The sequence below is a fragment of the Azoarcus sp. TTM-91 genome (assembly GCF_012911025.1).
Classification (GTDB): Bacteria; Pseudomonadota; Gammaproteobacteria; order Burkholderiales; family Rhodocyclaceae; genus Azoarcus.
The window spans coordinates 18,622-42,087 of sequence record NZ_WUEI01000010.1 but is presented as its reverse complement, the minus strand read 5'-3'; the positions used below and the strand labels follow the sequence as shown (position 1 = coordinate 42,087).

Here is a 23,466-nt window from a genome sequence, read left to right as displayed (position 1 = left end):
CAGCCTTCTTCTTGAGTTTCCTGACCCGACCAGTCGAGTCGTTATCGCTTTTCATTGTCCGCGTTCAGCAGAACCCTCGGCTGCACGTCTCCGCTCAATCAGCAATGACGTCAGCACGCTGTAACGAAGCAGAAGCCACCACGCGTATAAGACTTCCGTGCCAAATAGTCCTGAGTCATCCAGCAGGCCGTGGGCCACCTCATTGCGCAGATTCGTACCGAGCGGGTCGACAAAAAGGTCCTGGAGTTCGAAGATGCCGGCCTCTCCAAACGCCCTCAAAGCTTCGGGCGTTTCGAGCAATGCCCCAAGAGGTCGCTCCGGCTGAAGCCCACCCGGCTCAAGCATCGACGTCGCTCCGCCTCCGGACTCCACTACGTGGCGCACCATCGCTTCGAACTGAGGCGGAACCAGATGTCCAGCCACAAGCATGTCACCCTGAAATCCCGCCACCAGAGCTCGTGAGACGCTTTCCAGGTGACCCGGAGGAATCCAGGGACTGTGCTGAATCAGCGCGACCACATCCTGCCGGTCAGGCGCGTGCTCCGCGAGGAGTTCGGCGCGCGCTGGATTCAGCTTTGCCTGTACCGTGAGGCCTCGAGCAAGTCGCGCACATTGGAACAAACGCCACCGGAGGCCGGCATCGTTCGTATCGGCCGCTCCTGGCTCAAGTCCAGGCGCTCGCGCGACGACACGCCCTCGCGAATTCAGCACATCGCTTTGGAAAAGGCTCCCCAAGACGGCTACCCGGGCCTGTTCGTGAACTTGTTGCTTGAGTTGCTCCAAAGCTGGTGGGCGCGCCAGTTCGCACAGACAAATGACCGCCTCACGCAACGTTTTGCCGCGAACCGCTGCAATGGAACGGTTCACCAACTCCGTAGCATCAATGCTGGTCGAGAGAGGTTTCAGCTCAGCAACTGCCTCCGCTTGAAACACCAAAAGGCGCTCATGAAGCTCGGCTGCCCGCGCCTTTCCACCCGGTGCCTGCCGCATCGCTTCCACCGCGTCCGACAAGACCGCAGCTGCGACCATAGCACCTCGTCCGGACTGACTCCTTGCAGACTCCGCCTCCTTGACCAGCGCTTCTGCCGAATCGCGAAGTGCGGCCGCCTCCGCGTCCACATCGCCGACTGAACGGTAACATTCGGCGGCGACCTGATAATGGTCACGCGCGCGCCAGAAGTCGCCAGCCCTCTCCGCGGCCGTCGCTGCACAACCTGTGTACTTAGCGAACCGGCGGTAATCCCCATACCGAAACTCTAGTAGCAATCGGATGAGGCGAAGTGAGAGGTACAGCGGGTCTTCGCCCCGATGTCGCGACACCATCGCATCAATCTCACCAAGTACGCGACCCTTTAGGGTCGTTCCTCCCCTGCCCAAGCTCGCTGAGAGGCGGAGGGCACGTTCAGCACGCTCAACACACGGCGGCCAGTGCTCCGGATGTTCCAGTCGACGAGCAGTCTCCAGATAGGCTTCGACCGCGCCCTGTGCTGCGACGAATGACTTCCCCTGCACCCAGAGCAGGTCCAGAAAGCGCGCTCGCAACTCGGCGTCGCGAAGAGACAACATCCAGTCTTGCAGCCTCAAGAGTTCTGGCCTTGGGAAGTCGGACGGTAAGGCGCTTCGGCGGTCGTCGATGACGAACATTGGACCGAACGGGTCAGATGGCTGGTCGGGACGCAGCATCATCGTAACGACCAGGCCGGCGAACCGTAGGCACTCGCGCTGGGCCGGAGTCCACCGTTCATTGTCTCTTTCAACGCGCGAGAGCTCGTCGCCGTACGCCATGCATTCGCGCTCCTCAACACCCGCAAGTAAGTGGTCGAAGTCCAGCGATTGGAGTGCTTCTTCGGTGACGAAGCTCCAGTTAAGTGGCATCGTCCATCTCCGAGGTTTCGACCCTGTCCCATGCTTCGAGCACCAGCCGCCGCGTGCGGTACTCGCCAAACTCCCGCATCTCGTTGTTCTTGAGCACGCGGAAGGTCTCACTGGGGTAGTCCTCGCCCATCACGTCGGCGGGGTCGAGGATGTAGCGCAGTTCGTCGCGGCTCAGGCCGTAGAGGCGGGCGTAGTAGGCATCCAGTTCAGCACGCAGTTGGGCGCGGCGTTCCGGGTTCCAGGGGAAGGGTTCGCCGTCGTAGCCGAGGTCTGCAGCCCAAGGTTTGAGGTCGCAGGCGGTGTAGGTCAGTTCGAGGACACGGGGGACGATGAAGGCGAGGTCGGCGTCGGTGTAGCGGTCGGGGGGGAGGTTCGGCAACTGCTTCTTCACGTGATACTTCAGATGCGTCCCGCCGACCTTCTGCCGGGCAACATAGTCATGCACCAGTGAGCACTGGTCGGCTAGCAGGCATGCCGCCTTTGGCCCATGTTTGGGGTCGGGAAACATCAGCAGCAGCGTGTCGCCCGTCGCCACTCTCGGCACCACCGACGCAATCACCGTTCGCTCATCCGTCGAGCGGCAGATGTCCCGCCAGCCCATCATCCAGCCCCGCTCCCAACCCTTGTCGCGCAGCCGGGCCTCGACCTCGGCGGCTTCGACCCAGTAGCGCGGGGTAACGCTGAAGGCCGGGTCCTGCTTCTGGTCGGGGGAGACATCGCCACTGCCGTCGGCCGAATAGGTAGCCCAGCGATGGTCGAACTGGTGAATCATCTTGGCTTCATAGAGCGGCAGACGGCTGGGGGCCGGGGCGTCAAAGAACAGGCCGCTGTCGTTGGCCATGTCCATTTGTCGCATAAAGCGGATGCCCCAGGGATTGACCTCGGGCGGGCCTTCGGCGATGAGCACCGGCGCGGCGCGGTAGAGTTTTTTGGTTAGCGCCGCATCCCGTTCGCTGCGGAACACCGGGCAGGTCAGGGTGTTGGGGTTGATGAGGCGGAATTCGTCCGGAGTCAGCGTGAAACGGCGGCGCAGGTCGGCCAGCTGGTGGGTCTGAGCGGCGAAGCAGACGAACTCGGCGGCCTCGGCACGGCCCAGGGTCAGCAGGCAGAACTTGTAGCTGCGATGAACCGATGGAAAGACAGCCTCCCGGTTCTCGATGTCGTACAGGCTGGCGAGCCTTCCCGCCTGCGTCAGCCCGGCAAAGAACGCCTTGGTACTGTCATCGGTGGCGATGCCAGTGGGCACGATGAAACCCGCCCGGCCCGCTTCGGCCATCAACTGCGCGAAGCTCTCGGCAAACAACGCATAGGTATTCACATCACCCACGCCGGTGAGCGGATAACGCCCGGCATCGTGGGCGAACAGGCTGGCGGCCTCGGCATTGCGCCGCGCGGCGAGGAACTCCGCATACAGCGACTGCTCCGCACCATTGGGCGGCACCAGCCCCTGGGCGGCTTCCACCTCAGGGTACAGGGTGTGCAGCAACATGCCCTCGGCCAGCAGCCCGATGCGCCGGCCGCGCTCGGCCTTGTGCTGCGCCTCGGCGACCAGCGGGCTGCGGGTGGCGAAGAACTCTTCCTCCTGCAGCTTGATGCGCTCCCACGGCGGGTTTCCCAGCAGCACATCGAAGCCGCCCCTGGCCTTGACCTGAGGAAACGCCTGCCACCAGTGGAAGGCTTGCGCGGCCTGGGCGGCAGCATGGGCCGACTCGTCGATGCCGGGGCGCGGGTTGTCACCGTTCAGCACCAGCCATAGGTCCTGGCTGGTGGGCACGCGGGCTTCCGTTTCCGCCGTCTTGGGCAGCACGAAGGCGGCGACGAAGAGGTCCGCCGCCAGCCGGGCTTTGGAGGCGGCAATGTTCGCTTCCAGCGCGGCATGGGCGGCGCGCTTGGCTTGCAGGGCTTCCAGGGTGTCGTCCGGCAGGGCCTCGAAGGCGGCGGCATCGATGTTTTCGCCCAGGTCCAGGCTCAGCATCTGGCGAGATTTTTCCCTGGCCTTGGCGATGCCTTTCGCCGCGTCGCGGTTGGCCTTCTTGATGCGTTTGACCACCTCCTTGTCGTCACCGGACAGCGCATTGAAGGCCTTGTCCGGGATACCGTCCTGCAGGATGGCTTCATCCAGCACGCCGAGCAGGGCGTCGCCGCAGCGCAGGTGGGCGTCGAGGAAGGTGAGCGGCCGGTCGGGGGTATAGGCTTCCAGCCACAGGGCGGTGCGGGCCAGTTCCACCGCCATGGGGTTCTTGTCCACACCATAGATGCAGTGGGCCACCACGTCGCGCAGGGCATGGCGGAAGTCCTGCTGGCTGGGGTTGCCTTCCGGGGCGCGCAGCAGGGCGACTTCATCGGCGATACGGCGGGCGGCTGCGAGCAGGAAATGGCCGGAGCCGCAGGCCGGGTCGCAGGCGGTGAGTGCCAGCAGGGCCTGAACCGGCGCCTGCGGGTTTTCGGCCAGGGTGCGGGCGATGACCGGTTCCAGCGCGCTCTTGATGAGTTCCTGCACCAGGCTGTCCGGGGTGTAGTAAGAGCCGGTGAGCTTGCGGGCGTTGCCTTTGGTGCTGCCCTCCTCCTCGTCGCCGACGAAGCCGAAACGGCGTGCGCCGCCGGTGAAGGTGACCTCGGGCACCAGCTCCAGCAGGCTCTCATAGACGCTGCCGAGTTCTTCGGAATCCATGTCGCGGTAGTTCACCCGCGAGAGCGCCGCGCCATCGCGGAAGAAGCAGAGGCTGAAGAGGGCCGAGAGCAGGGCTTGGTTTTCCAGGCGGCCGGTATCCAGGTCCGGGCACTGGGCTGCATCAAAAAGGCCGCCGAGCGCGGGCAGGCCGAGCGCCGGCTGGCCCCGGCCCAGGCCGGCGAAGGTAATGGTGAGCACCTGCCACAGGTCAGCGTGACGATCATAGCTGCGGCGGCGGGCGGCGAGCTGACGCAGGCGGGTCAGGCTGTAGCCGGCCAGGTAGCGTTCGCGGGCTTCCGGGGTGGCGTCCGGGGCGAAGACGACTTCGCGGTCTTCGATGGTGGTGAGGAAGATGAAGCGGTAGATGAGGCGCAGCAGTTGCTCGAAGTAGGCTTGGGTGCTGATTTCACCGGCTTCGATGCGGCGGCGCAGCTCAGCGTTGTCCTTGTGGGCGAGGAAGCCCGTGCCGAGCGCGCGCAGGGCTTCGGTGACGCCCACCCGCAGGCGGTCGCGGGCGCGAATGCCGTCCTCCTGCGCGGTGTTGCGCCAGCGCTCCAGGGCGCAGTCGGCCGGCTCGGTACCGACTTTGCCGAAGCGGGAGGCATGGGCGAGCAGCCACAGTGCAGTGAAGTCCGGGTAGAGGCCCTCGTTGAAGATGGCTTCCAGGTCGGCCTCGATGTAGGCCGGACGGGTGAGGCTGGGGTTGTCGCGCAGAATGCGCAGCTTGAGGCCGTTGCTGACCACCGCCCACAGGCAGTCGCCGCTGGCGTTGAGGTATTCCTGTGCGAGCAGGAAGGGCGAGCGGCGGCGCACGCCATCGCCGTGGCGGGTACTAGGTTTGTCCAAGCCCTGGTCGTGGGCGGCGAAAACCAATGGCACCCTGCCTTCACCGGCGGCGAAGCCAATTGGGAAAATGCGCTCATCGAGGGTCACTTGCCCCACTGCACGCGAGTCAGCAAAGCCCAGCACTTGTCGGCAGAAAGGCTCAAGGAAATCGCGTGCTGTTACCGCGTGGCTATCCAGGTCGGCACGCACGCGCCGGACCGAGAAGTCCTGCCAGAGGTTCTGGGCAATCTTCCAGTAGCGCCCGATTTCGTCGCGCAGCTTGAGCCCGCGGGGGATGTCGTAGTCGGCCTCCGACTGCTCGGCGGCATCGAGGTGCGCAACCTTGTTGAGGAAGTCCGGTGCGAGCAAAGCGCCTTCAATGGACAGGGCAGCAAAGGCGAGTTCGTGGTTGTTACGGCGAGCCATCTTCTTGTCGATTCCTGTTTGCTGGCATCAGGCCGGGATGAGAACGAAGACACCCATGATGTCTACCGGCAAGCTGGGCGTGACGCGGTATTCACCGCGCGCATCGGACGCCACCCGCACACGGCGGTGGTCTTCGAGCAGTTGCTGGGCGCGGGCACGGGCGAGTGTTTCCAGCGTGGGTTGAAGCTCCGGCAATTGCGTCAGCGCGCGCTGGATGTGTTGGTCCCGCAGCGGCGGTGGCATGTTGCGGGCAGGCTCGGCCGCCATCAGCGAGCGGGCTGCTGTATCCGCAAGCGGGTTCGATTCGCTACCTGCCTCCAGCCCGACTGTGACGGTCTCCTCGCACAACAACAGGCGGGACTGACCCCGGTGGCTGACGGTGAGCTGGTGACGCAGGCGGACCAGCAGGACGGTGGTGCGCGTCTCAACGGCCTCGGTGAAGATGGCGCCCGCGCGGGCGACGGCATCGAGTGCGGTGTCGGCCTCGACTGATGCATCATCCAGCGCAGTTTCAAGCAGGAAGTCCGCGAGCACCGCGACGAGCGGATGGGTGCGCTGGATGAACTGCGTTCCCGGCGCCGGCGGCTGATGGAAGTCGATGCGCAGCGTACCCGAGAGTCCCTCGCCTTCCAGGCGCTCGCGCACTGCCAAGGGCAGGCTGGAGGCGTGGAGTTTCCAATGCGACACACCGGCCTTGCTGGTTTCTTCCATCGGGGCGCCGAGCTGCTGTGCGGCCCGTTTGACGAAGCGCGCCACGTCGGCCTCGCCACCGAGTACGGCCAGCGTCTTCTGCCATTCGGGCAGCACATCCTCGGGCTTGAGGCGGCGCTGAGCGAACAGGGTGCGGTTCTTGGCAGCCTTTTCGCGCGCCGATGTCCACGCGGTGTCGATGGAATGCTCTGGGTCGCCGAAGTCGAGCCCCAGTTGCGGCATGCGGGTAGTCGTCGTGCCCTTGCGCAGCAGCACCGCGCCGACCAGGGCCTGGGTGAGTTTGCCCTCATCGTCGGGCATGGGCACCAGCACGCCAAGTTCCTTGCGGATGCTCTCAGCCTTGCGCAGGATGACCTGCAGCACGGCACCATCGACCGGGTTGTCCTGACCGTAGAGCATGGTGGTGCGCACTTCGCGCGCCTTCTGGCCGAAGCGGTCTACACGGCCTTCTCGCTGCTCGTGGCGGGTAGGGTTCCACGACAGGTCGTAGTGCACTACGGCGGTGAAGAGGTTCTGCAGGTTGATGCCTTCGGACAGGCAGTCGGTCGCGACCAGGATGCGCTGTTCGGCTTCACCCATTGCTTCGACGGTCGCTTCCCGTTCGGCGGGTGCAAACTGGCCTGTCACCGGTGTTACCTGATGGCTGCGGAACACAGTGCGCAGATGCTCAGCCACGTAATGCGCCGTGGCGATGTAGCGGCAGAACACCACCGGCTGGAACCCGGATTCGGTGAGCTCCTTGAGGTGGTCAATGAGTTTCTTGAGCTTGGGGTCCTTGGATGGACCGGCCAGCCCCTCGGCACGCTCAATCAACTCGGTAAGCCGGGCGCCGTCTTCGGTGCGGGCACCCGGTTCGATGTCCTGGGTGGAGAGGTCGTCCTCAACACCATCGAGCACCCGCTCGCGGCCCTGCTCTTCTGCCTCCTCCAGCGTGAGTTCGACGGCCGAGGCGTCTGTGTCCTCAGTCGGCCCTGTACCCTGCAGCCGTGTCCGCAAGGCGTTGACGGCGGCTGCTGGCGAAGAGGAGATGCAGCGCAGCAGGGCGAGCGCGGCCCACCAGCTCATGCGTTGCTGCAGGAGCCCCTTGCCCTCGGCGCGCTCGACCAGGTCGCGGGCGTAGTCGAGCACTTCGTCGAACAGCCGCCCCCACTCGCCGGTGAGCTTGTAGGTGATTTCAGCCGAGAAGCGCTCGGGAAAGACGTTGCGGTCATTCCACTCCTCGATGTCCGGGCGGCGGCGCTGTACGAAATGGTTAGCGAGTTGCTCACGCAACGGACGACGGGCGTCCGAAGGGATGTCCTTCAGTTCGCGGAACGCCGGATGGAGCAGCCCAAGCAGGTTGTAGAAGGCCTCTTCGTCGCCTGAGTGCGGGGTCGCAGTGAGCAGCACCATGTGGCGCGACGTGTCGTCAGCCAGCCCCTTCAACAGGGTGTAGCGCTTCTGCTTGCCCTGGCCGCTGAAGGTGCAGGTATGCGCTTCATCGACAATCACGCACTCCGGGCAGGCGCGTTGAAACTCGTCCCGGCGCCGGTCGGACTTGATGTAGTCCAGGCTGACCACGGTAAAGGGATAGGCCTCGAACACCGACTGGTTCGCTGGCAAGCCGCGCTCCAGGCGATTGGCGGTGGTGTTGCGAACCACAACCGCATTGATGTGGAAGCGCTCCTTAAGCTCGCGCTGCCATTGCTCGCACAGGTGCGGTGGGCAAAGCACGGCCATGCGATTGATTTCGCCACGGTCGAGCAACTCACGAACGATGAGCGCCGCTTCGATGGTCTTGCCGATACCCACGTCATCCGCAATCAGCAGGCGTACCACTTCCTGCTTGAGCGCCATCAGCAAGGGGACGAGCTGGTAAGCGCGTGGCTCAACGGCGATGTTGCCAAAGCTGCGGAAAGGGCCGGCGCCGGTGCGCAGCTTGAGCTGTAGTGCATCGCGCAAGAGTTGGCCAGCGGCGAAGTTCGAGGCCTGCTCAGCCGTGGGCCAGGGGAATGTAGCCGGCCCTACCGGCCCGGGTTCGATGGGCAAGTAGATAAGGGTAGCGTCGTCGTCGGTGGCGCCGAGTGGACGAAGATGGAGTGTGTCGCCTGAGGACTGCGGCAGGACAATCCACTCACGGCCGCGGGCAGAGACGAGGGAGCCCGGTTGAAAAGAAGCTTGAACCGTCATGGTCAGGTGTTTCCAGTTCCGAACAGGCCAGCATGGGTCTTGAAGACCTCAGGCCAGCGGTGGGTGTCTTTGGGGAAGCGAACAACGTAGTAACCGACGGCTTCCAGACATGCGTTGATGACGGCGTCGCGCTCGGCCTGAACTTCGGCCTCATGATGCGGCCCGTCGATGAAGACGGCCGCCTTCCAGTCCTCGTAGAAGTAATCCGCCGACGCCTGACAGCGCTCGATGGTGTGCTGCCCCTTGTCGGGCAACCGATAGCCATGCTCACGGACATAGTTCAGCCACGACAGCTCGAGAGAACTTCCGGAAACGCGTTCCAACTCACCGAGCTGCGCCTCGGCCGTACGACCGAAACTGCCAGCCTCGCCCCTCGCGTGCGACAGCTGACACAGGATGTCGAGTACCTTGCCCTCGTTGTCGGCATCCTGCCGGTCAATGTTCACGTGGTCGGGCTGGTTGTAGTAGGAGAGCAAGCAGCGGTAGCAGCCCGCCTCGCAGATGGGCTTGCCGTCGGCGTCGAGCTCTTCGACCAATTGCGCTCGGGTCCAGACGCCCGAATCAGGGCGGCGGAAGTGCATGATGGCGAGTGCTTCGCCAGCGACCCTGGCCAGGGCTTCAGGCTCAGTCGCCAGGCGGGTCAGCACCCCTGCGCCACCTTCGGCAGATTCGTAGAACAGGATGGAACGGCGCAGGTCGGCCTTCGGCAGGGGTTCTGCCATCAACTCGCTCTCTTCGAGCTGATAGACCGCTTCGATGCCGCGCTTGAGGGCGTACTGCAGCGTCGCCATGGTCTTAACGTCGAGCTCTTCGAGCGGGCGCACGATGAGTACGTTACGGCGGTCCTCCACGTAGGGGACGATGCGCTGCGGTGGGGTCTTATCGGGTGGGGTGTCGGCTTCGGCCTCGCCAGACTCTTCCGCACCACCGACCCAATGCCCGGTCACCGGGTTAATCATGAAACCGAGGAGGCTTTTTTCCTTGCGACGCCGCCAGCCAAGATTCATTCGCCACACGGTCGCGGCGGGACCGTACTGGAGCTCGAGCACCGGCGTGTCGCCTTCCTTCATAACTGCGTGCATGACCTGAAGGCGTCCGTCCTGTTCGCCGAACTGGATGGTGGTCTGCATCTCGTAGCCCTGGCGGGTACGCTCTTCCTCGTTGGCGGTAATGCGCTCGGCACGTTTGGTCGAGACGTTCTCGATGCGGTAGAGGTTCTGCACCGCAACGGAGTCGGCCAACGGAGCGTTGCACGAAACGCAACGGTCGGCATCACGCTGGTTGCGGAAGTGGCCGTAGCCGCATGCTGGACAGATGCGCGCTACTTCGGTGCTGAGCTTGGCACCAACCGAGACCTGGTCTTCCGCGCCGACCGAGAGCATGGCGCGCACGACGCGGTACTGGCTGCCCTCGTGGTAGATGAGGCTGTAAGGACCGAACTCGGACAGGGCCAAGAAGCGCGGGCGCGAGAGAAAGTTCTCGCGGCCAATCTTGCCTTTGCGCGCCGGGATGTAAGCCATCAACGGCAGGCGTGGGAAGTTATAGCCTGGCAGGAAGCCCTGACTCGCCAGATAACGGTAAGTGTAGAAGTCGGAGTTGGCAGAGCCCGATTCTTGCAGAAGCAGGGTCTGCTGGCGGAAGGCTTCATCGTGGCGCTGCTTAGCATCCCGCCGGTCGCGCTCGCTCGCCGCAGGGTTATTCATCACCTTCTGGTTGATTTCCATCTGCCGCTTAGTGGCGGCAAAGAGGTCGCGCCAGCGGTCGAGCGCCCGGTCAAACGACAGGAAGGCGCGACGGAACACCTCATCGGCGAAGGTCGGCGTATGCCAGGGGGCTTTCTCTTCAGTGAGCTCATCGTTAAGCATGGCCAGCACACGCAGTCCGCGCTCGTGCGCGCGCTTTTGTGGCGCGTCCGCATCCATCTGCTGCTGGTAGTCGTCGGTCAGCGGTGCGGCGGGGTCGTTCATGTCAAGCAATCCACGCACGCTGTTGTCGAGCTTCTTGCCGGTTTCGGCCAGCCAGATGGCGTGCAGGTGGCTCTGGATGAGTTCGCGGTTGGCAAGGTCGAGCGTGGGCGGGTTGACCTGGCCGTGGACCATGCGCACCGGGTCACGGAAAAAATACTGGTCATGCGGCGACTGAGCGGCGCAATAGGTGATGACCAGCGCAGGCTGGCCCGCGCGCCCTGCCCGGCCGCTGCGCTGCGCGTAGTTGGCCGGCGTGGGCGGGACATTTCGCATGTATACGGTGTTGAGCGAGGAGATATCGACGCCCAGTTCCATGGTCGGCGAACAGAACAGCACCGGCAGCCATTCCAGCGGCTTGTTGTTCGCGGCCTGCCAGTCGTCGCGGTCCTTCTGGGTGAAGCGGAAGCGAGCCTCGCGCTCCAGCCGTTCGTCCTGCTCGACCTGGGCAGTGTGTTCGCGCGCCTCGAAATCGAAAAGACGATGCACAGGGTCCGCGAGCATGCCCGCGATATTGCCGTACAGGCTCCGGAAGAAGGCGTTGTCATCCGCGCTCTTCTTGCTCTTGCCCTCACCAAGCGTCCATAAAAGACCCGTGCCGTTGAGCTGGTAGCCGGTGATTCCGAATTCGGTCTCTTCCGACACCACCAGGCCATAGGACTTGGCCGCCTTGAGCAGCGCCCTGATGACCTCCTCGCACTGCTCATCCCTGAGCTTGGCGGTGTGTGGATTGTCGCTCTCGTCTGCTTCGCGCCAGTTGCTAGGGCGCTTCAACTCTCGCCCAAGCTTGGAGCGGGCACTGCCGGAGACGAGATACTCGACGTTCCTACGGTCTTCATCGCGCGGCTTTGCGCCGACGATGAACCAGTTCGAAGAGATGGGGTTTTCGTCCTCGGAGAAGCCCCAGGGTTCGCGAAGGTTGGCGTAGCTGGAGGTCTTGAGGCGGTCCAGCTCGCTGCGGTCAAGGTAGCGCGACGCAAGACACAACCCCTGGCGCATGGCATCGAAAAGCATGACCAGGAGCCGCTTTCGGACTTCGGGCGACGCCGCCTGCAAGGCAATCGGGGCTTCTGACCATTCACCAGTGTCAGCCGCGAGGTTATCGAGGTCCTGATATTCAATGTGGACCAAGCCAAGCTGTTCGAGATTGGGGTTGTTGTAGCGCCAACCACGGCGCAAGTCGAAATAAACCCTATAGCCAAGAATGGCACGCATGATGTCCTGCACCTGGCGCCGGGCGTTGCCCTTGATTTCGGGCTCTTGCATGTACTCGGCGCGCACACCGGAGTCGTCGCGGTCGAAGCCGAGTGACTTGAAAACGGCCTCCGCGACTTCGCCCTCGGTCAGGCTACCGCCTGCCTTCTGAACCGCTGCGAAAAGTGCGGCACGCTGCAGGAGCACCTGCAGGAAGTCGTTGAAGTGGCCGACCTGCAGCGCAGCATCCTGCCGATTGTCCGTGAAGCCCAAGACTTTCTTGGCTTCTTCCTTGAGCTGGTCGTCTTCCTCGTAGAGGTAACGCAACGCCGACAGCGTAAGCATCGTGGTCGCTGAGCTTCGTCCCTCGCCTGACAGGCCAGTCAACCGCAGCGATTCCTTGCCCGCAGTCGGATGTACCACTCCGCAGCGCAGGCAGAAGCCGAAATTGCCGGGGATGTACCAACCGGTCGTCCCGTCGCTGGTATGCCGGCCTTCTGCATCGACGCGGACGTGATGGGGCTGACGCTTCTTGTAGTTGGAGCGCAGCTTCAAGTCGCCGTCTTTTTTGGGCTCCAGCCAGGTTTCGGGATAGCGGTCGAGCGTGTCATTCCAGACGCCCGTGGTGTCCGGCATGAAGTAGCCATTCTTGACGTCCTCGTCCTCGTGGCTGCGTTCCTCGATGCTACGCGGGTTGAACACCCGACCGCCCGAGTTATTCTCGTCCCAGACCGGGATGTACTCCTGCCCGCACTCACGACAGAAGTGCAGTGCGAAGAGCCTACGTGCACGGTCACCGGGGACAAACTGACTACCTTCCAGAGTGAGGTAGCGCCGCCCGGCAGGTTCGAGGGTGCCATAGACCTTGCTGCCACCCGAGATGAACTGATGGAGCTTGAAGGCGAAAAGGCTGCGCCCGCCCTCCGAGGGCGGCTTGTCAGTTGTACGGTATGCGAGCAGCAGGAAGTCCGCCAACACCTTTCTGGCCTGCTCGACATCAACACCGGCATCCGCCGCCAGCTGGTCGGCGGCAGCGTCCAGGGTGATAGGACGGGCGCGACGCCATTTTCCTTCGTCGCGGGTCAACCCCAACGTGAGCTCCACCCAGACGGCAAGCGGGTTTTGGGCGAGCGCCGTATAGGAGGCTGACTCGGGGACACCAGCACGGATGGCTTCAGCAAGTTGCGACCGTACATGCTCGACCAGCAACTGCTCCGTCGTGACCCGCTGCAAAGTTTCGGTGATGACACTTGCGGCCGTGATGCGGGTGCCGAACAAGCGACTGGCAACCTCGGCCACTTTCTCGTTCTTTGCTTGTTCGGTGCCTTCGGTGGCCATCGTCGCCGAGGTGCCGATGCACTGCAGTTTATCGGCAAGCGCCTCGCGCACCCGACGCACCAGCAGTGCGACATCCGCCCCTTGGCGACCACGATAGGTGTGCAACTCATCCAGCACAAGGAAGCGCAGGCCCTGAGCGTTGCGAATGAGCGCCTTGTCCTTGTCGTCCTGCCGCGTCATGAGCAGTTCGAGCATCATGAAGTTGGTGAGGAGGATGTCCGGCGGGTTCGCGGCCAACCGCTGGCGCTCCTCGTCGTTTTCTTGGCCGGTGTAGCGACCGTAGGTCACGGGCGGATGGTCACCATAGTCGCCCAAAAACTTGCCAAGCTCCTCAAGCTGGCTATTCGCGAGCGCGTTCATTGGGTAGATGACGATGGCCCGGGTGCGAGGCGTCGGGTCGGCTGCCTTAGCCTTGAGGATGGCGTCTACGACCGGGATGAAGTAGGCCAGCGACTTGCCCGAACCGGTACCCGTGGTCAGGACATAGCTCTCGCCGCTCTGGGCAAAGCCGATGGCCTCCTCTTGGTGTTTGAAGAGGGTAAGCGAGACGCCCATGCTCGAAGCCGACTTGCCAGCGCGGAAGATGCGTCCGCACTCCGGGTACAGCGCACCCGCGGCTACCAGAGCTTCAACGGTACCGCCCACCTTGAAGTTGGGATTGACCTGGACCAAGGGCGCAGGCCAGTAGCGCCCCGAGTTGTAGGCGTCATCAACGAAGGCTTTGATGTCCTCGGCGTGGATACGGGTAAAGCTACGTGTAAACGCAGCGTAGTCACGAACCAACTTTCCACGAAATTCAAACACATCCATTTGGCTTACCCATCGCTTTTCACCACGGCCCAAAAACATCCTCGTGGCGGGCCGTGCTTCCTCAAAAACGGCCTCACCGTTGTGTTGTGATTCTACTTTCTGAGCTCGAGTAAATGCCGATCAAAAGCACTGCGTACAAGGCTTCTCGTAACGTCAACCCCGCAAAATTCATATGACAGCGCCTCAAAGTTGTCCAAGGAGCCACACTCCCGGCGCCGAGGCCGTGCGAATACAGACCTTACAGCTGACCTCGCTCAGTGACGAACGTGCTCTGCGAGCTTTTATTTGAGACATCACGGCTCCGTCCCGTAGTGGAGCAACGTCAAGACAAAGGAGCTTGACTCACTCCGTTACGACAACGCCTTCTGCCCTGAGGACGCCATCTGCGCGATGGCCCTGGCCGACTCACTCGCGAACAGCCGGAATCTGGTGAAGATCTCCTAGCCTAGAAATGCCAGTACTACAGAGGGGAGTGGGCCAAGATCCTCCTGCACTGGCGTGCTGATGGCAACGCTGAGCACGGCAATTACGGCGGCGTTGGGATGCAAGCACCTCCCACATCGCTGCTTACCAACTTCATTCAGTCCAGTGCTGCCAGTCGCCGCCACAGATTTTCTTGATCAGCAACGGGTTCATCGTCCCCATCGCGCGCTATACGCCCTTACAACCCTGGCCCGCGATAACGCTACTCAGCCCTCCTGCCTTCCAAGCAGGGGAGTGAAAAATGAAAGGAAATTATTATGGATTCAGCAACTTGGAAAACTCACGTTATTCCGTCGTTACTGGCGATAACGTCATCGAGGTCACACAGTTCAGCAGCGTGTTTGCGGGCTCCAACTCACCGGAGCTCTTCATGGCATTTCCTTACCTCGACCTCGTCAACAAACTGAAGCAGAGCTTCTCCGTCGCCGACAATCCGACCGCCTCGGCAGTCCAGCAATACCGCAACCACCTGAGTACCCTGAATGGATACCTGGCGTTCTGCGGAAAAACCATCGAGTCGAACGTCGGCACGGAACTGGCCGGAAGCTTCGACGCCAAGGTCCGGGACTATCTCGAAAGCATCACCGTAGCGCCCCGGACACGCCGCGACCGAAGGCTGCACCTTCAGGCAATTCAGAAGCTCTACCAAGCCTCGCTCACTGCTCGTGACACACCGCCACCCAGCAAGCATTGCAGCCTCGGGGCTACGCTCCGGCTGCGTATCGCGGAAACCGGCGTTGCTCCCAAGACTTTGGCAAAGCAAGCGGGGGTAGATCCGACCACCCTGTGGCGCTGGCTGAAAGGCGCCACACCGCGTGCCGACACGCTGCCCGCTTTACGACGGCTGGAGGTAAGGCTCGGCCTTACCCGCGATGCCCTAGTGAACCTCATAGAGAAGCCCATCAATGAGCAGGAGACGGCTGTGGCGTTGCCTTCTCACCGCCTGCGGATGGCAGAACGTCCAAAGCACAATCTGCCGCTTCCCGAATCCGCCTTGGGTGTCTCCTTCCTGCAAGAATGGCGCGCACTCTTCGACTACAAGATCAGCGATTTCCCAACCCTCGAGCGTCAACCTCGTGGCCATTGGCGCCTCATACCACAGACCGTCGCTTCGTCCGTAAGTCCCTTGGCCCAGCGCGGGACGATGGTCTGTCCAACCGCCAGCATGTTCATGCAACGCATACGCACCTTTCTTGGGGTTCTGACCAACCTGCCCCCGGAGAACGGGGGCATCACGTGGTATGAACCGCCGCCACAAACGCTAGCCTGGTGTGCCCATCCCCAGGCGCTTGAGTGCTTCCTGCAATGGATAACAAGTCAATCCGACGGCATTCGACACAACGGACAGAAGGTGTTTGCCCGCGCAGTCTCCAGCCTGCTCCGCCCTCAGACCGGGTTCTTGTGGCAGCAGGCCGCCGTTTACCGGGTGCGATTACCCGAGGGATTTCGGCCCGCAAGTGACGATGCCTGGCGGGAAATGTGTGCGAAGAGCCATAAATTCCTGCGCGACTATATCCGCAGTGCAACCAGTGTCAGTCGCAACCCCGCAGAGCCCATTGCGAACCTTCTGAACTCGCCTAATCCACTCAAGCCGATTCGGGACGCGATCGTTCGCATCGACACAGATGCCGCCAACTCTCCCCCTGGAAGCATCAGCGAAGCCAGACATAAGCGGAACGCACTTGTCCTCGCACTCTTGCTGTCCAACCCGATGCGAGTGCGAACCCTCGCCTCACTCACCTGGATGCCAGACGGCCACGGCACGGTCCGCGGAAGTCCTACAGAAGGTTGGCGTATCCAACTGCAGCCAGTGCACCTGAAAACCGGCAACAGCAAGCAGTCCCGGGGATATTCGGTCAAAGTTGCGGATTGGGTCAAACCAATGATGGACGAGTACATTGAGGAGTACCGGGAGACCTTGCTGGCAGGTAAGGCCAGTACTTACCTGCTGGTCGGTGACGAGGACGGCGGAATCTGGGAAGGATTGAGCCGAACAGTGCGGCATCTGACGCGACGCTACATCCCTGGCTCGCCTGGCTTCGGTCCGCATGCCATGCGCCACCTCGTCGCCACGGACTGGCTTCGCAAACACCCTGGAGACTTCCTCACGGTGGCCGAACTGCTGAACGACAATTTGACGACCGTGCTGGAGAACTACGCCCACCTGCGCCGAGACGACTCGTTCTCGCGCTACGAGGCTTATCTCGACACACTGAAATGAGCCTTTCCGACCCTGTGCCTGAACGCGGCAGCACTGCGTAGCCCGCGTTATGAGGTGACCCTACGTTCTAGGTGGCGGTGAGCGCGCGCAGCCGAGACTCACAACTTGTCACGTAATGCAGCCTGGAGAACACGACTGAGTCCTCCAGGCTGCATTCCAACGAATCCGACATCCCGCGCGCGAGAATTGAACAATTTTCAGACAAAAATCTGTCGAATAATACAAACAACAGACACATCATCAGGGCTTGAACGTGACAATCAAGCATAAAACCGACATCTCGCTGCCAGAGATCCTTCTCACCGGTGAAGGGAACCCCACCGCAGACCGTCAGGTTCTTCGGCTTCTCGCCGAGGGGCGACTGCTGAAGCTGTACCAGGGGGTCTACACCAGCAATCTGACCAGCCCCCCGGAAACGATCGTACTGCGCCACTGGGCGAAGATTGCGAGCCACCTTTTGCCCGGTGGGGTCCTCAGCTATCGGAGCGGGCATGACGCGAAGCCGGTTGAGGGGCGCCTCTACGTGACGCGTGGCAATCGACCGCGAACCCTGGAGCTGCCCGGCCTCGCCATCAAGATCATTCCGGGACAAGGCGCGGTGGAAGGCGATACACCCTACAAGCGCCTGTTCCTCGCCAGCCAACCTCGCTGGTTGCTGGAGAACTTGGCGACGGGCCGTGGTGTGAGCGAGCGCGTGCTTCCCCAGGACGTGCTCGAGGCGGCGCTCGACAAGATGCTCTCGATCCGCGGGGAGGATCGGTTCAATCAACTCCGGGATGCCTGTCGCACGCGGGCTGACACCCTGGGTCGAGAAAAAGAGTTCAAGCGACTGGACGCCATCATGGGCGCCCTGCTGGAAGCCGACGAGAACAAGAAACGATATGGCAAGCAAGTGCTGGCACGTGCCGCCGGTCGCTCCTCTGACCCGGACCGCCTCGCCCTGTTCGACACGCTATTCAGCCGGCTGCGCTCGGAGGCCTTGCCGGAAGTGGCCGCCACGGCGGAAGCTGGCGTCGCGCGCGAGAACTTCTCGTTCTTCGAAGCCTACTTCTCGAACTACATCGAAGGCACCACGTTTCTGGTCAGCGAAGCCGAAGAAATCGTCTTCGAAGGCCGGCTCCCCCCGAACCGGCTGGAAGACGCCCACGACCTTCTGGGGACCTTCCAGAGCGCGATGCATCCGCCATGGCGCAATCAGCCCGCGAACACGGCGGACGACTTCCTGCACTGGCTCAAGAGTGTCAATGCGCTGGTCATGCAGTCCCGACCGGACAAGCACCCAGGAGAGTGGAAAAGCCATAACAACCAGGCAGGAGCGACGCCATTCGTGGCCCCCGAACGCGTGCAGGGCACGCTGCGGGAGGGGTTCGAGCGGATTCAGGCGTTGGAAGCCCCGCTCGCCCGTGCCCTGATGACCATGTTCGTCGTCTCCGAGGTGCATCCCTTCCTGGACGGGAATGGGAGAACGGCACGCTTGGCCATGAACTGTGTCCTGAGCGCTGCAGGCCGGTCCCGCATCATCGTACCGACGGTTTCTCGCGAGGATTACCTGCTGTCGCTGAGGCGCCTGTCGGGCCACGCCGACGCCACGCCTTACCTCCGCACGATGGTCCGCCTCCATAACTGGACGGCAGCGTTCGACTACACCCAACCACGACACCTGCTCTACGAAGCGTTCAAGCGGAGTAATGCCTTCGAGACGGACTTACGAAACTTCCGGTTGGTGTTTCCAGAGCCCAACGCAAGAAGCGCATGAATCGATGGTCGAGCGCCTTCATGGCCGCAGGGCAGACTGACGGGTTCGCTTTCGCAGCCAGACATGGAAGAAGCCCGGGAAGGCATAGGCTCTCCCGGGCTTCTCTTGTTTCCTGCGCTAAGTTCCTGCGCTAGAGCCTTGCGTCAGCGTTCCGTTGGGCAGCGTCCGCCCCGCCTTGAACACCGCATTGCGATCCCGCTTGCCGCCCGCGATAACCACAACCAGTTGCTGGCCCCGCATCTCATAGACCAGTCGGTGCCCACCCCTGCGGAGCGCAATTTCATAGCGATCCGGATGCCCCCCGAGCGTTGCTGCCGGCACGGGCAGCTTTTTCAGACGCTCGACCAGCAGCCTCTTGAACTGCGCCCGGACGCTGCCGTCGAGTTCTCGCCACTCGGCCAGGGCCTCATCGATGAATCCAAGCTCATAGTTCATCGAGCGTCTCCCGGGTAACGCGCTGGCTGGCACGCATATCGGCAAGGAGATTGAGCTCCAGGTCCTTCAAGCGATCCATCAACGCTACGTAGGCCTTTGCGGGAACACAATAGAACACCGGCGCGCTGCGATTCAGAATTGCAACGGGCATGCCCGCCCCCGCTGCAACCGTACCCATGGGGTTGCGCTTCAGTTCGGAGACGGTCGCAGTGGTTTCCGCCAGAATCAGGTGAGCCATCTCGGCCTCCAGGACGCGCTAAAAGGGGAGTGCTTACTCAGCATGACTGCGTCGCCGGGCACGGGCACAAAGCCGTATCCGATGAGCGCATCACGCACTGGCCCGTGCAGCTCATCGACGATCAGAGCCTCGCCACAGAGCAACCCACACAGCTTGAGGTAGGCCCGGAACCAGCCGCACCGGCGATAACGCGGCGGGACGTAGACGTCCGTAATCACCAACACGTCCTTGAAGATGCCAACGCCTGGCACCGGCAACTCGGGCTCGTACTCGAGCGACACCCGAAAGCCGTGATGGCGAAGATGCACAGCACGGGATGCTGGCGCTTCCGAGGCGCCCAGGATGAACTCAACCGTCTTCAGTTCGACCGAAGGTACATGCGCACCGCCTGCCATCATGCGGCCCTCCTACGGAAGTCGACCGGGATGATGGTGCCCGAGCGAGCGCCAGCCGCCGGCCTGGGTGCCGAAGTGATCTCCGCCACACGGGCGCCTCCCAAGCCCTCGGCGCCGACAGGCGCTTCCGGCTCCAGACTGCGAGGCCCCTTGGGTGTTTCAAGCGAGGCGTGTGCTCGCGCCTCGAGCGCCGCGTCCATCGCTGCCGTCACCCCCATTTCGTAGCCGGCCGCCGTGTGCGCCACGGGCAATGGCTCCTTGTGCATCATCGTCGCGACCTGCGTCGCCTGGATGTTCACGTACCGCATCGCCATCTGGGCCGTCTTGTGACCCGTGATGACCATCAGCACCGGCAGATTGCCCTCGAACTCAAGCGCAAAGCGGGTCGCCGAGGTGTGCCGCAAGTCATGCAGCCCGACGTCCGTCAAACCCGCCTTTCTGCAGGACACCGCCCAGGCTTTCTTGACCGCCTCGTAGGTCGTCGGAAACACCTTGTCGTCGGGCAGCGGAGGCGTGGGCGCATACTTCTTCAGTTGCGACAGGACGTGCAGGGCACCCGGCCCCAGAGGCACCTTACGACCGCCGGCTTTCGCATCCTGCAGCGTGAGCACACGCTGCCGCCAGTCGATGTCGCCCCAACGCAGGTGCACCAGCGGTTCGCACGAGCGCATGGCGGTCTCGAGCATCAGACAGGCGAGCGGTGCCGCGTAAGGGTTGGGATAGGCCGCCAGGTGCACGGAGACCTTCTGCCACTCTTCGTTTGTGACGACACGGTCGCGCCCCGCCTCGACCGCGGGCATATCAAGTTCGGCACCGGCAGGATTCCCCCCCAGCCGTCGCCATTTCCACACGGCGCTGGCGTGCTTGAACAACCGGCGCAGCTCGGAACGCTCGAGGTGAATGGTCGCCGACTTCTTCCCCTCTGCACGTAACGCGTTGATGAGGGCCTGGACGTGGTGCGTCGTCACATCGGCCATCATCGTGCCGGCCAGCTGTTTGCGGGCCCGATCGCTCTGCGCGCTCTCCTTGCCCAAGCGATGCCGGTGCGCGGTCAGCGACGCCGGGATGACCCGTACGGGCTCTTCAACGAAGGTGACGTCCCAATAGACACGCTTGCCCTCTTTCACAAGCGTCACCGGGGCGAGCTCGATGACGGGCAGCCTGAGCGCCCGCAGGTAGCGATTGATGCGCCGAACGTCCTGACTGGCACCCTTGAGGTACGGCAGGCGCTCCCTCGCATAATCCGAGAACGCCACCCCCACGCTGGTGCGATGCGCGCCGCGTCCGGACTGGGCGGGCGCAGCGCAGCGCTCGGCCTTGAGCGCATCCATCGCACGCGCAGCCTCGGTCTTGCTCTTGAAACCGGATCGGTACAGGGCTTCGCCCCGGATCCGTATCCGGAAGGCCCAGCCGACGCCTTCCTGGAAAGGCTTAGCCATGGCATCCGCCTTTCGAGGCGAGTGCCTCGGAAGGGGTCATGAAAAGGGCTATGAACAGATACATGAGCAACTCCACGAAGGTTGGAGTTGCGTATAGGTGCACACGGTGGGGATGAACCGTCGACATGCGCTGCAAGTGCGCACTGGGGCGCATGCAAACGCCATCGGCCACCGGCCCGTTTGACAGAAAAACGTCAGAACGAGGCACAAAAAGCACTTAGCCCAGCTTTATGGGCTGGGCTAAGTGCTTGATAATTCTTGGTGGCCAGTCGCGGAATCGAACCACGGACACGCGGATTTTCAATCCGCTGCTCTACCAACTGAGCTAACTGGCCTAAGGAGCGCGCATTATAGCGAATCGGCTGCTGGAGTCAAACATTTCATCACCAGCGCGCCCCATTTCTTCTTAGTGGCTGGACGCAGCAGCGGCGCCGATGCCGGTCTCGGAACGCACCTTCTGCGCCAAGTAGCCGGCACGATCCTCAGCAGCACGTTCGCTGCGATCCAGGATCGAGAACAGCCAGATGCCCACGAAACCTACCGCCATGGAGAACAGCGCCGGCGACGTATAGGGGAACAGCGCGGAACCCTTGGGGTTGCCGAGCGTCGCTTCCCATACCGACGGGGAAACGATGGTCAGGCCCACCGCGGTGATCAAGCCGAGGAAGCCGCCCCAGCATGCGCCACGGGTGGTGCAATCCTTCCACAGCACGGACATGAACAGCACCGGGAAGTTGGCGGATGCAGCGATGGCAAAGGCCAGCGAAACCATGAAGGCGATGTTCTGCTTCTCGAAGGCAATGCCAAGCACAACCGCAACGACGCCCAGCGCGATGGTGGTCATCCGAGACACACGCAGTTCCGAAGCCGAATCCGCATTTCCCTTCTTGAACACCGTGGCGTAGAGATCGTGCGACACCGCGGAAGCACCCGACAATGTCAGGCCAGCCACCACCGCTAGGATGGTAGCGAAGGCAACCGCAGACATGAAGCCGAGGAATACGTTGCCGCCCACCGCGTTCGCCAAGTGAATCGCTGCCATATTGTTGCCGCCGATCAAACCGTTGGCATCCAGGAACTGCGGGTTGGTGGAAACGAACACGATGGCGCCGAAGCCGATGATGAAGGTCAGGATGTAGAAGTAGCCGATCCAGGTGGTCGCCCAGAACACCGACTTACGTGCTTCCTTGGCATCCGGCACGGTGAAGAAGCGCATCAGGATGTGGGGCAGCCCCGCCGTACCGAACATCAGCGCCATGCCGAAGGAGATGGCGGAGATCGGATCTTTGATGAAGGACCCTGGTCCCATTATCGCCTGGGCAATCACCCCGGCCTCCTCCGGCGACTTGCCGGCAGCCAGCGCGGCATCGGCCTTAACCTTCACCGAAGCGGCGAAAAGTTGTTCAGGAGAGAAGCCATAGTTCCACATGACGATGAAGGCCATGAAGGAAGCCCCACCGAGCAGCAGGCAAGCCTTGATGATCTGCACCCAGGTGGTGGCAGTCATACCGCCGAACAGCACGTAGACCATCATCAGCACACCGACGATGACCACCGCCATCCAGTATTCCAGGCCGAACAACAGCTTGATCAACTGACCGGCACCCACCATCTGCGCAATCAGGTAGAAGGCGACCACGACCAGCGTGCCTGAGGCCGCAAAGGCGCGGATCGGGGTCTGCTTGAAGCGGTAGGCCGCCACGTCGGCAAAGGTGAACTTGCCCAGGTTGCGCAGGCGCTCGGCCATCAGGAAGGTGATGACCGGCCAGCCGACCAGGAAGCCGATGGAGTAAATCAGGCCGTCGTAGCCACTGGCCATGACCGCGGCGGAAATACCCAAGAAGGAGGCCGCGGACATGTAGTCACCGGCAATTGCCAGACCGTTCTGGAAGCCGGTGATGCCACCGCCGGCGGTATAGAAATCAGCCGCAGACTTCGTCTTGGCCGCCGCCCATTTGGTAATCCATAGAGTGAAAAGCACAAAGGCGGCGAACATGGTGATGGCGGTCCAGTTCGTCGCCTGCTTCACCGTTTCGCCAATATCGCCACCAGCAGCAAACGCGCCTGCCGACAGCGCGGCCAGCGCGAGGCCGCCAGCAACTCTCAGGTTACGACCGCTCATTTGCCGCTCTCCTTGACGATTTCCTGGGTCAGCGAGTCGAACTCGGAGTTCGCACGCCGCACATAGAGCCCGGTAATGATCACGGTGAAGAGGATCACCCCAAGGCCCACCGGGATGCCGTAGGTCATGACCCCGGCTCCCAGGCGCTCCGCGAAGAGTTCCTTGTCGAAGGCGATGATGGCGATGTAGCCGTAATAGACGACCATCATGATGGCCGTGAGCGTCCAACCGTAGCGCGAGCGCGTACCGACGAGCTGCTGGTACTTCGGGTTGGCTGCAATCTTTGCTGCCAGATTCTCTTGCATGTCTCCCTCCTTGTTTTGCTATGGACAGCCGGGACGAAGCCCCCCGGGTCGCATCAGCAAAATATTCCCGAAGCCTTACGACCTGCTTA

The 23,466-nt window shown here is 62.5% G+C and carries 12 protein-coding genes and 1 tRNA gene; 2 read left to right on the top strand and 11 right to left on the bottom strand.

The window, feature by feature from the left end; genetic code table 11:
* Positions 1-51: 51 nt before the first annotated feature.
* Genes GRF61_RS04940 through GRF61_RS04925 form a run of 4 tightly spaced genes read right to left on the bottom strand, consistent with a single transcriptional unit; the run spans position 52 to position 13,983 of the window.
* A complete protein-coding gene (locus tag GRF61_RS04940) occupies positions 52-1,875 on the bottom strand; it encodes a DUF4209 domain-containing protein (protein ID WP_169149594.1) in 1,824 nt (607 codons plus the stop codon).
* Positions 1,865-5,797: an N-6 DNA methylase gene (locus GRF61_RS04935; protein ID WP_169149593.1), complete on the bottom strand. Its 3,933-nt coding sequence runs from the start codon at positions 5,795-5,797 to the stop codon at positions 1,865-1,867. Before GRF61_RS04935 ends, GRF61_RS04940 begins: the two co-directional genes overlap by 11 nt.
* Before the next feature lie 27 nt (positions 5,798-5,824).
* Positions 5,825-8,677, bottom strand: a complete 2,853-nt coding sequence (locus GRF61_RS04930) for a helicase-related protein (RefSeq protein ID WP_169149592.1) — start codon at positions 8,675-8,677, stop codon at positions 5,825-5,827.
* A gap of 2 nt (positions 8,678-8,679) precedes the next feature.
* Positions 8,680-13,983 (bottom strand): DEAD/DEAH box helicase, encoded by a 5,304-nt coding sequence (locus GRF61_RS04925; protein WP_169149591.1) that lies wholly within the window; start codon positions 13,981-13,983, stop codon positions 8,680-8,682.
* Between the two features lie 724 nt (positions 13,984-14,707).
* Here GRF61_RS04925 and GRF61_RS04920 point away from each other — a divergent pair.
* The gene (locus GRF61_RS04920) at positions 14,708-16,687 is read left to right on the top strand and encodes a hypothetical protein (protein ID WP_169149590.1); all 1,980 of its coding nucleotides are present in this window, start codon (positions 14,708-14,710) and stop codon (positions 16,685-16,687) included.
* Positions 16,688-16,940: 253 nt separating this feature from the next.
* Positions 16,941-18,443 carry a Fic family protein gene (locus tag GRF61_RS04915; RefSeq protein WP_169149627.1) on the top strand — a complete coding sequence of 501 codons (1,503 nt, stop codon included), beginning with the start codon at positions 16,941-16,943 and terminating at the stop codon, positions 18,441-18,443.
* A gap of 117 nt (positions 18,444-18,560) precedes the next feature.
* Here GRF61_RS04915 and GRF61_RS04910 read toward each other — a convergent pair whose 3' ends face one another.
* From GRF61_RS04910 to GRF61_RS04880, 7 genes are all read right to left on the bottom strand, one after another.
* A complete protein-coding gene (locus tag GRF61_RS04910) occupies positions 18,561-18,878 on the bottom strand; it encodes a type II toxin-antitoxin system RelE/ParE family toxin (protein ID WP_169149589.1) in 318 nt (105 codons plus the stop codon).
* A complete protein-coding gene (locus tag GRF61_RS04905; RefSeq protein ID WP_169149588.1) occupies positions 18,868-19,116 on the bottom strand; it encodes a plasmid stabilization protein in 249 nt (82 codons plus the stop codon). The genes GRF61_RS04910 and GRF61_RS04905 overlap by 11 nt, the downstream gene beginning before the upstream one ends.
* Complete coding sequence (locus GRF61_RS04900) at positions 19,104-19,514, bottom strand: hypothetical protein (protein ID WP_169149587.1); 411 nt, start codon at positions 19,512-19,514, stop codon at positions 19,104-19,106. The genes GRF61_RS04905 and GRF61_RS04900 overlap by 13 nt, the downstream gene beginning before the upstream one ends.
* Positions 19,511-20,950: a site-specific integrase gene (locus GRF61_RS04895; protein WP_169149586.1), complete on the bottom strand. Its 1,440-nt coding sequence runs from the start codon at positions 20,948-20,950 to the stop codon at positions 19,511-19,513. Before GRF61_RS04895 ends, GRF61_RS04900 begins: the two co-directional genes overlap by 4 nt.
* A 259-nt stretch (positions 20,951-21,209) precedes the next feature.
* Positions 21,210-21,285: transfer RNA gene (locus GRF61_RS04890), tRNA-Phe, on the bottom strand.
* A gap of 71 nt (positions 21,286-21,356) precedes the next feature.
* A complete protein-coding gene (locus GRF61_RS04885) occupies positions 21,357-23,072 on the bottom strand; it encodes a cation acetate symporter (protein ID WP_169149585.1) in 1,716 nt (571 codons plus the stop codon).
* Positions 23,069-23,377, bottom strand: a complete 309-nt coding sequence (locus tag GRF61_RS04880; protein ID WP_169149584.1) for a DUF485 domain-containing protein — start codon at positions 23,375-23,377, stop codon at positions 23,069-23,071. Before GRF61_RS04880 ends, GRF61_RS04885 begins: the two co-directional genes overlap by 4 nt.
* Between the last annotated feature and the right edge of the window lie 89 nt (positions 23,378-23,466).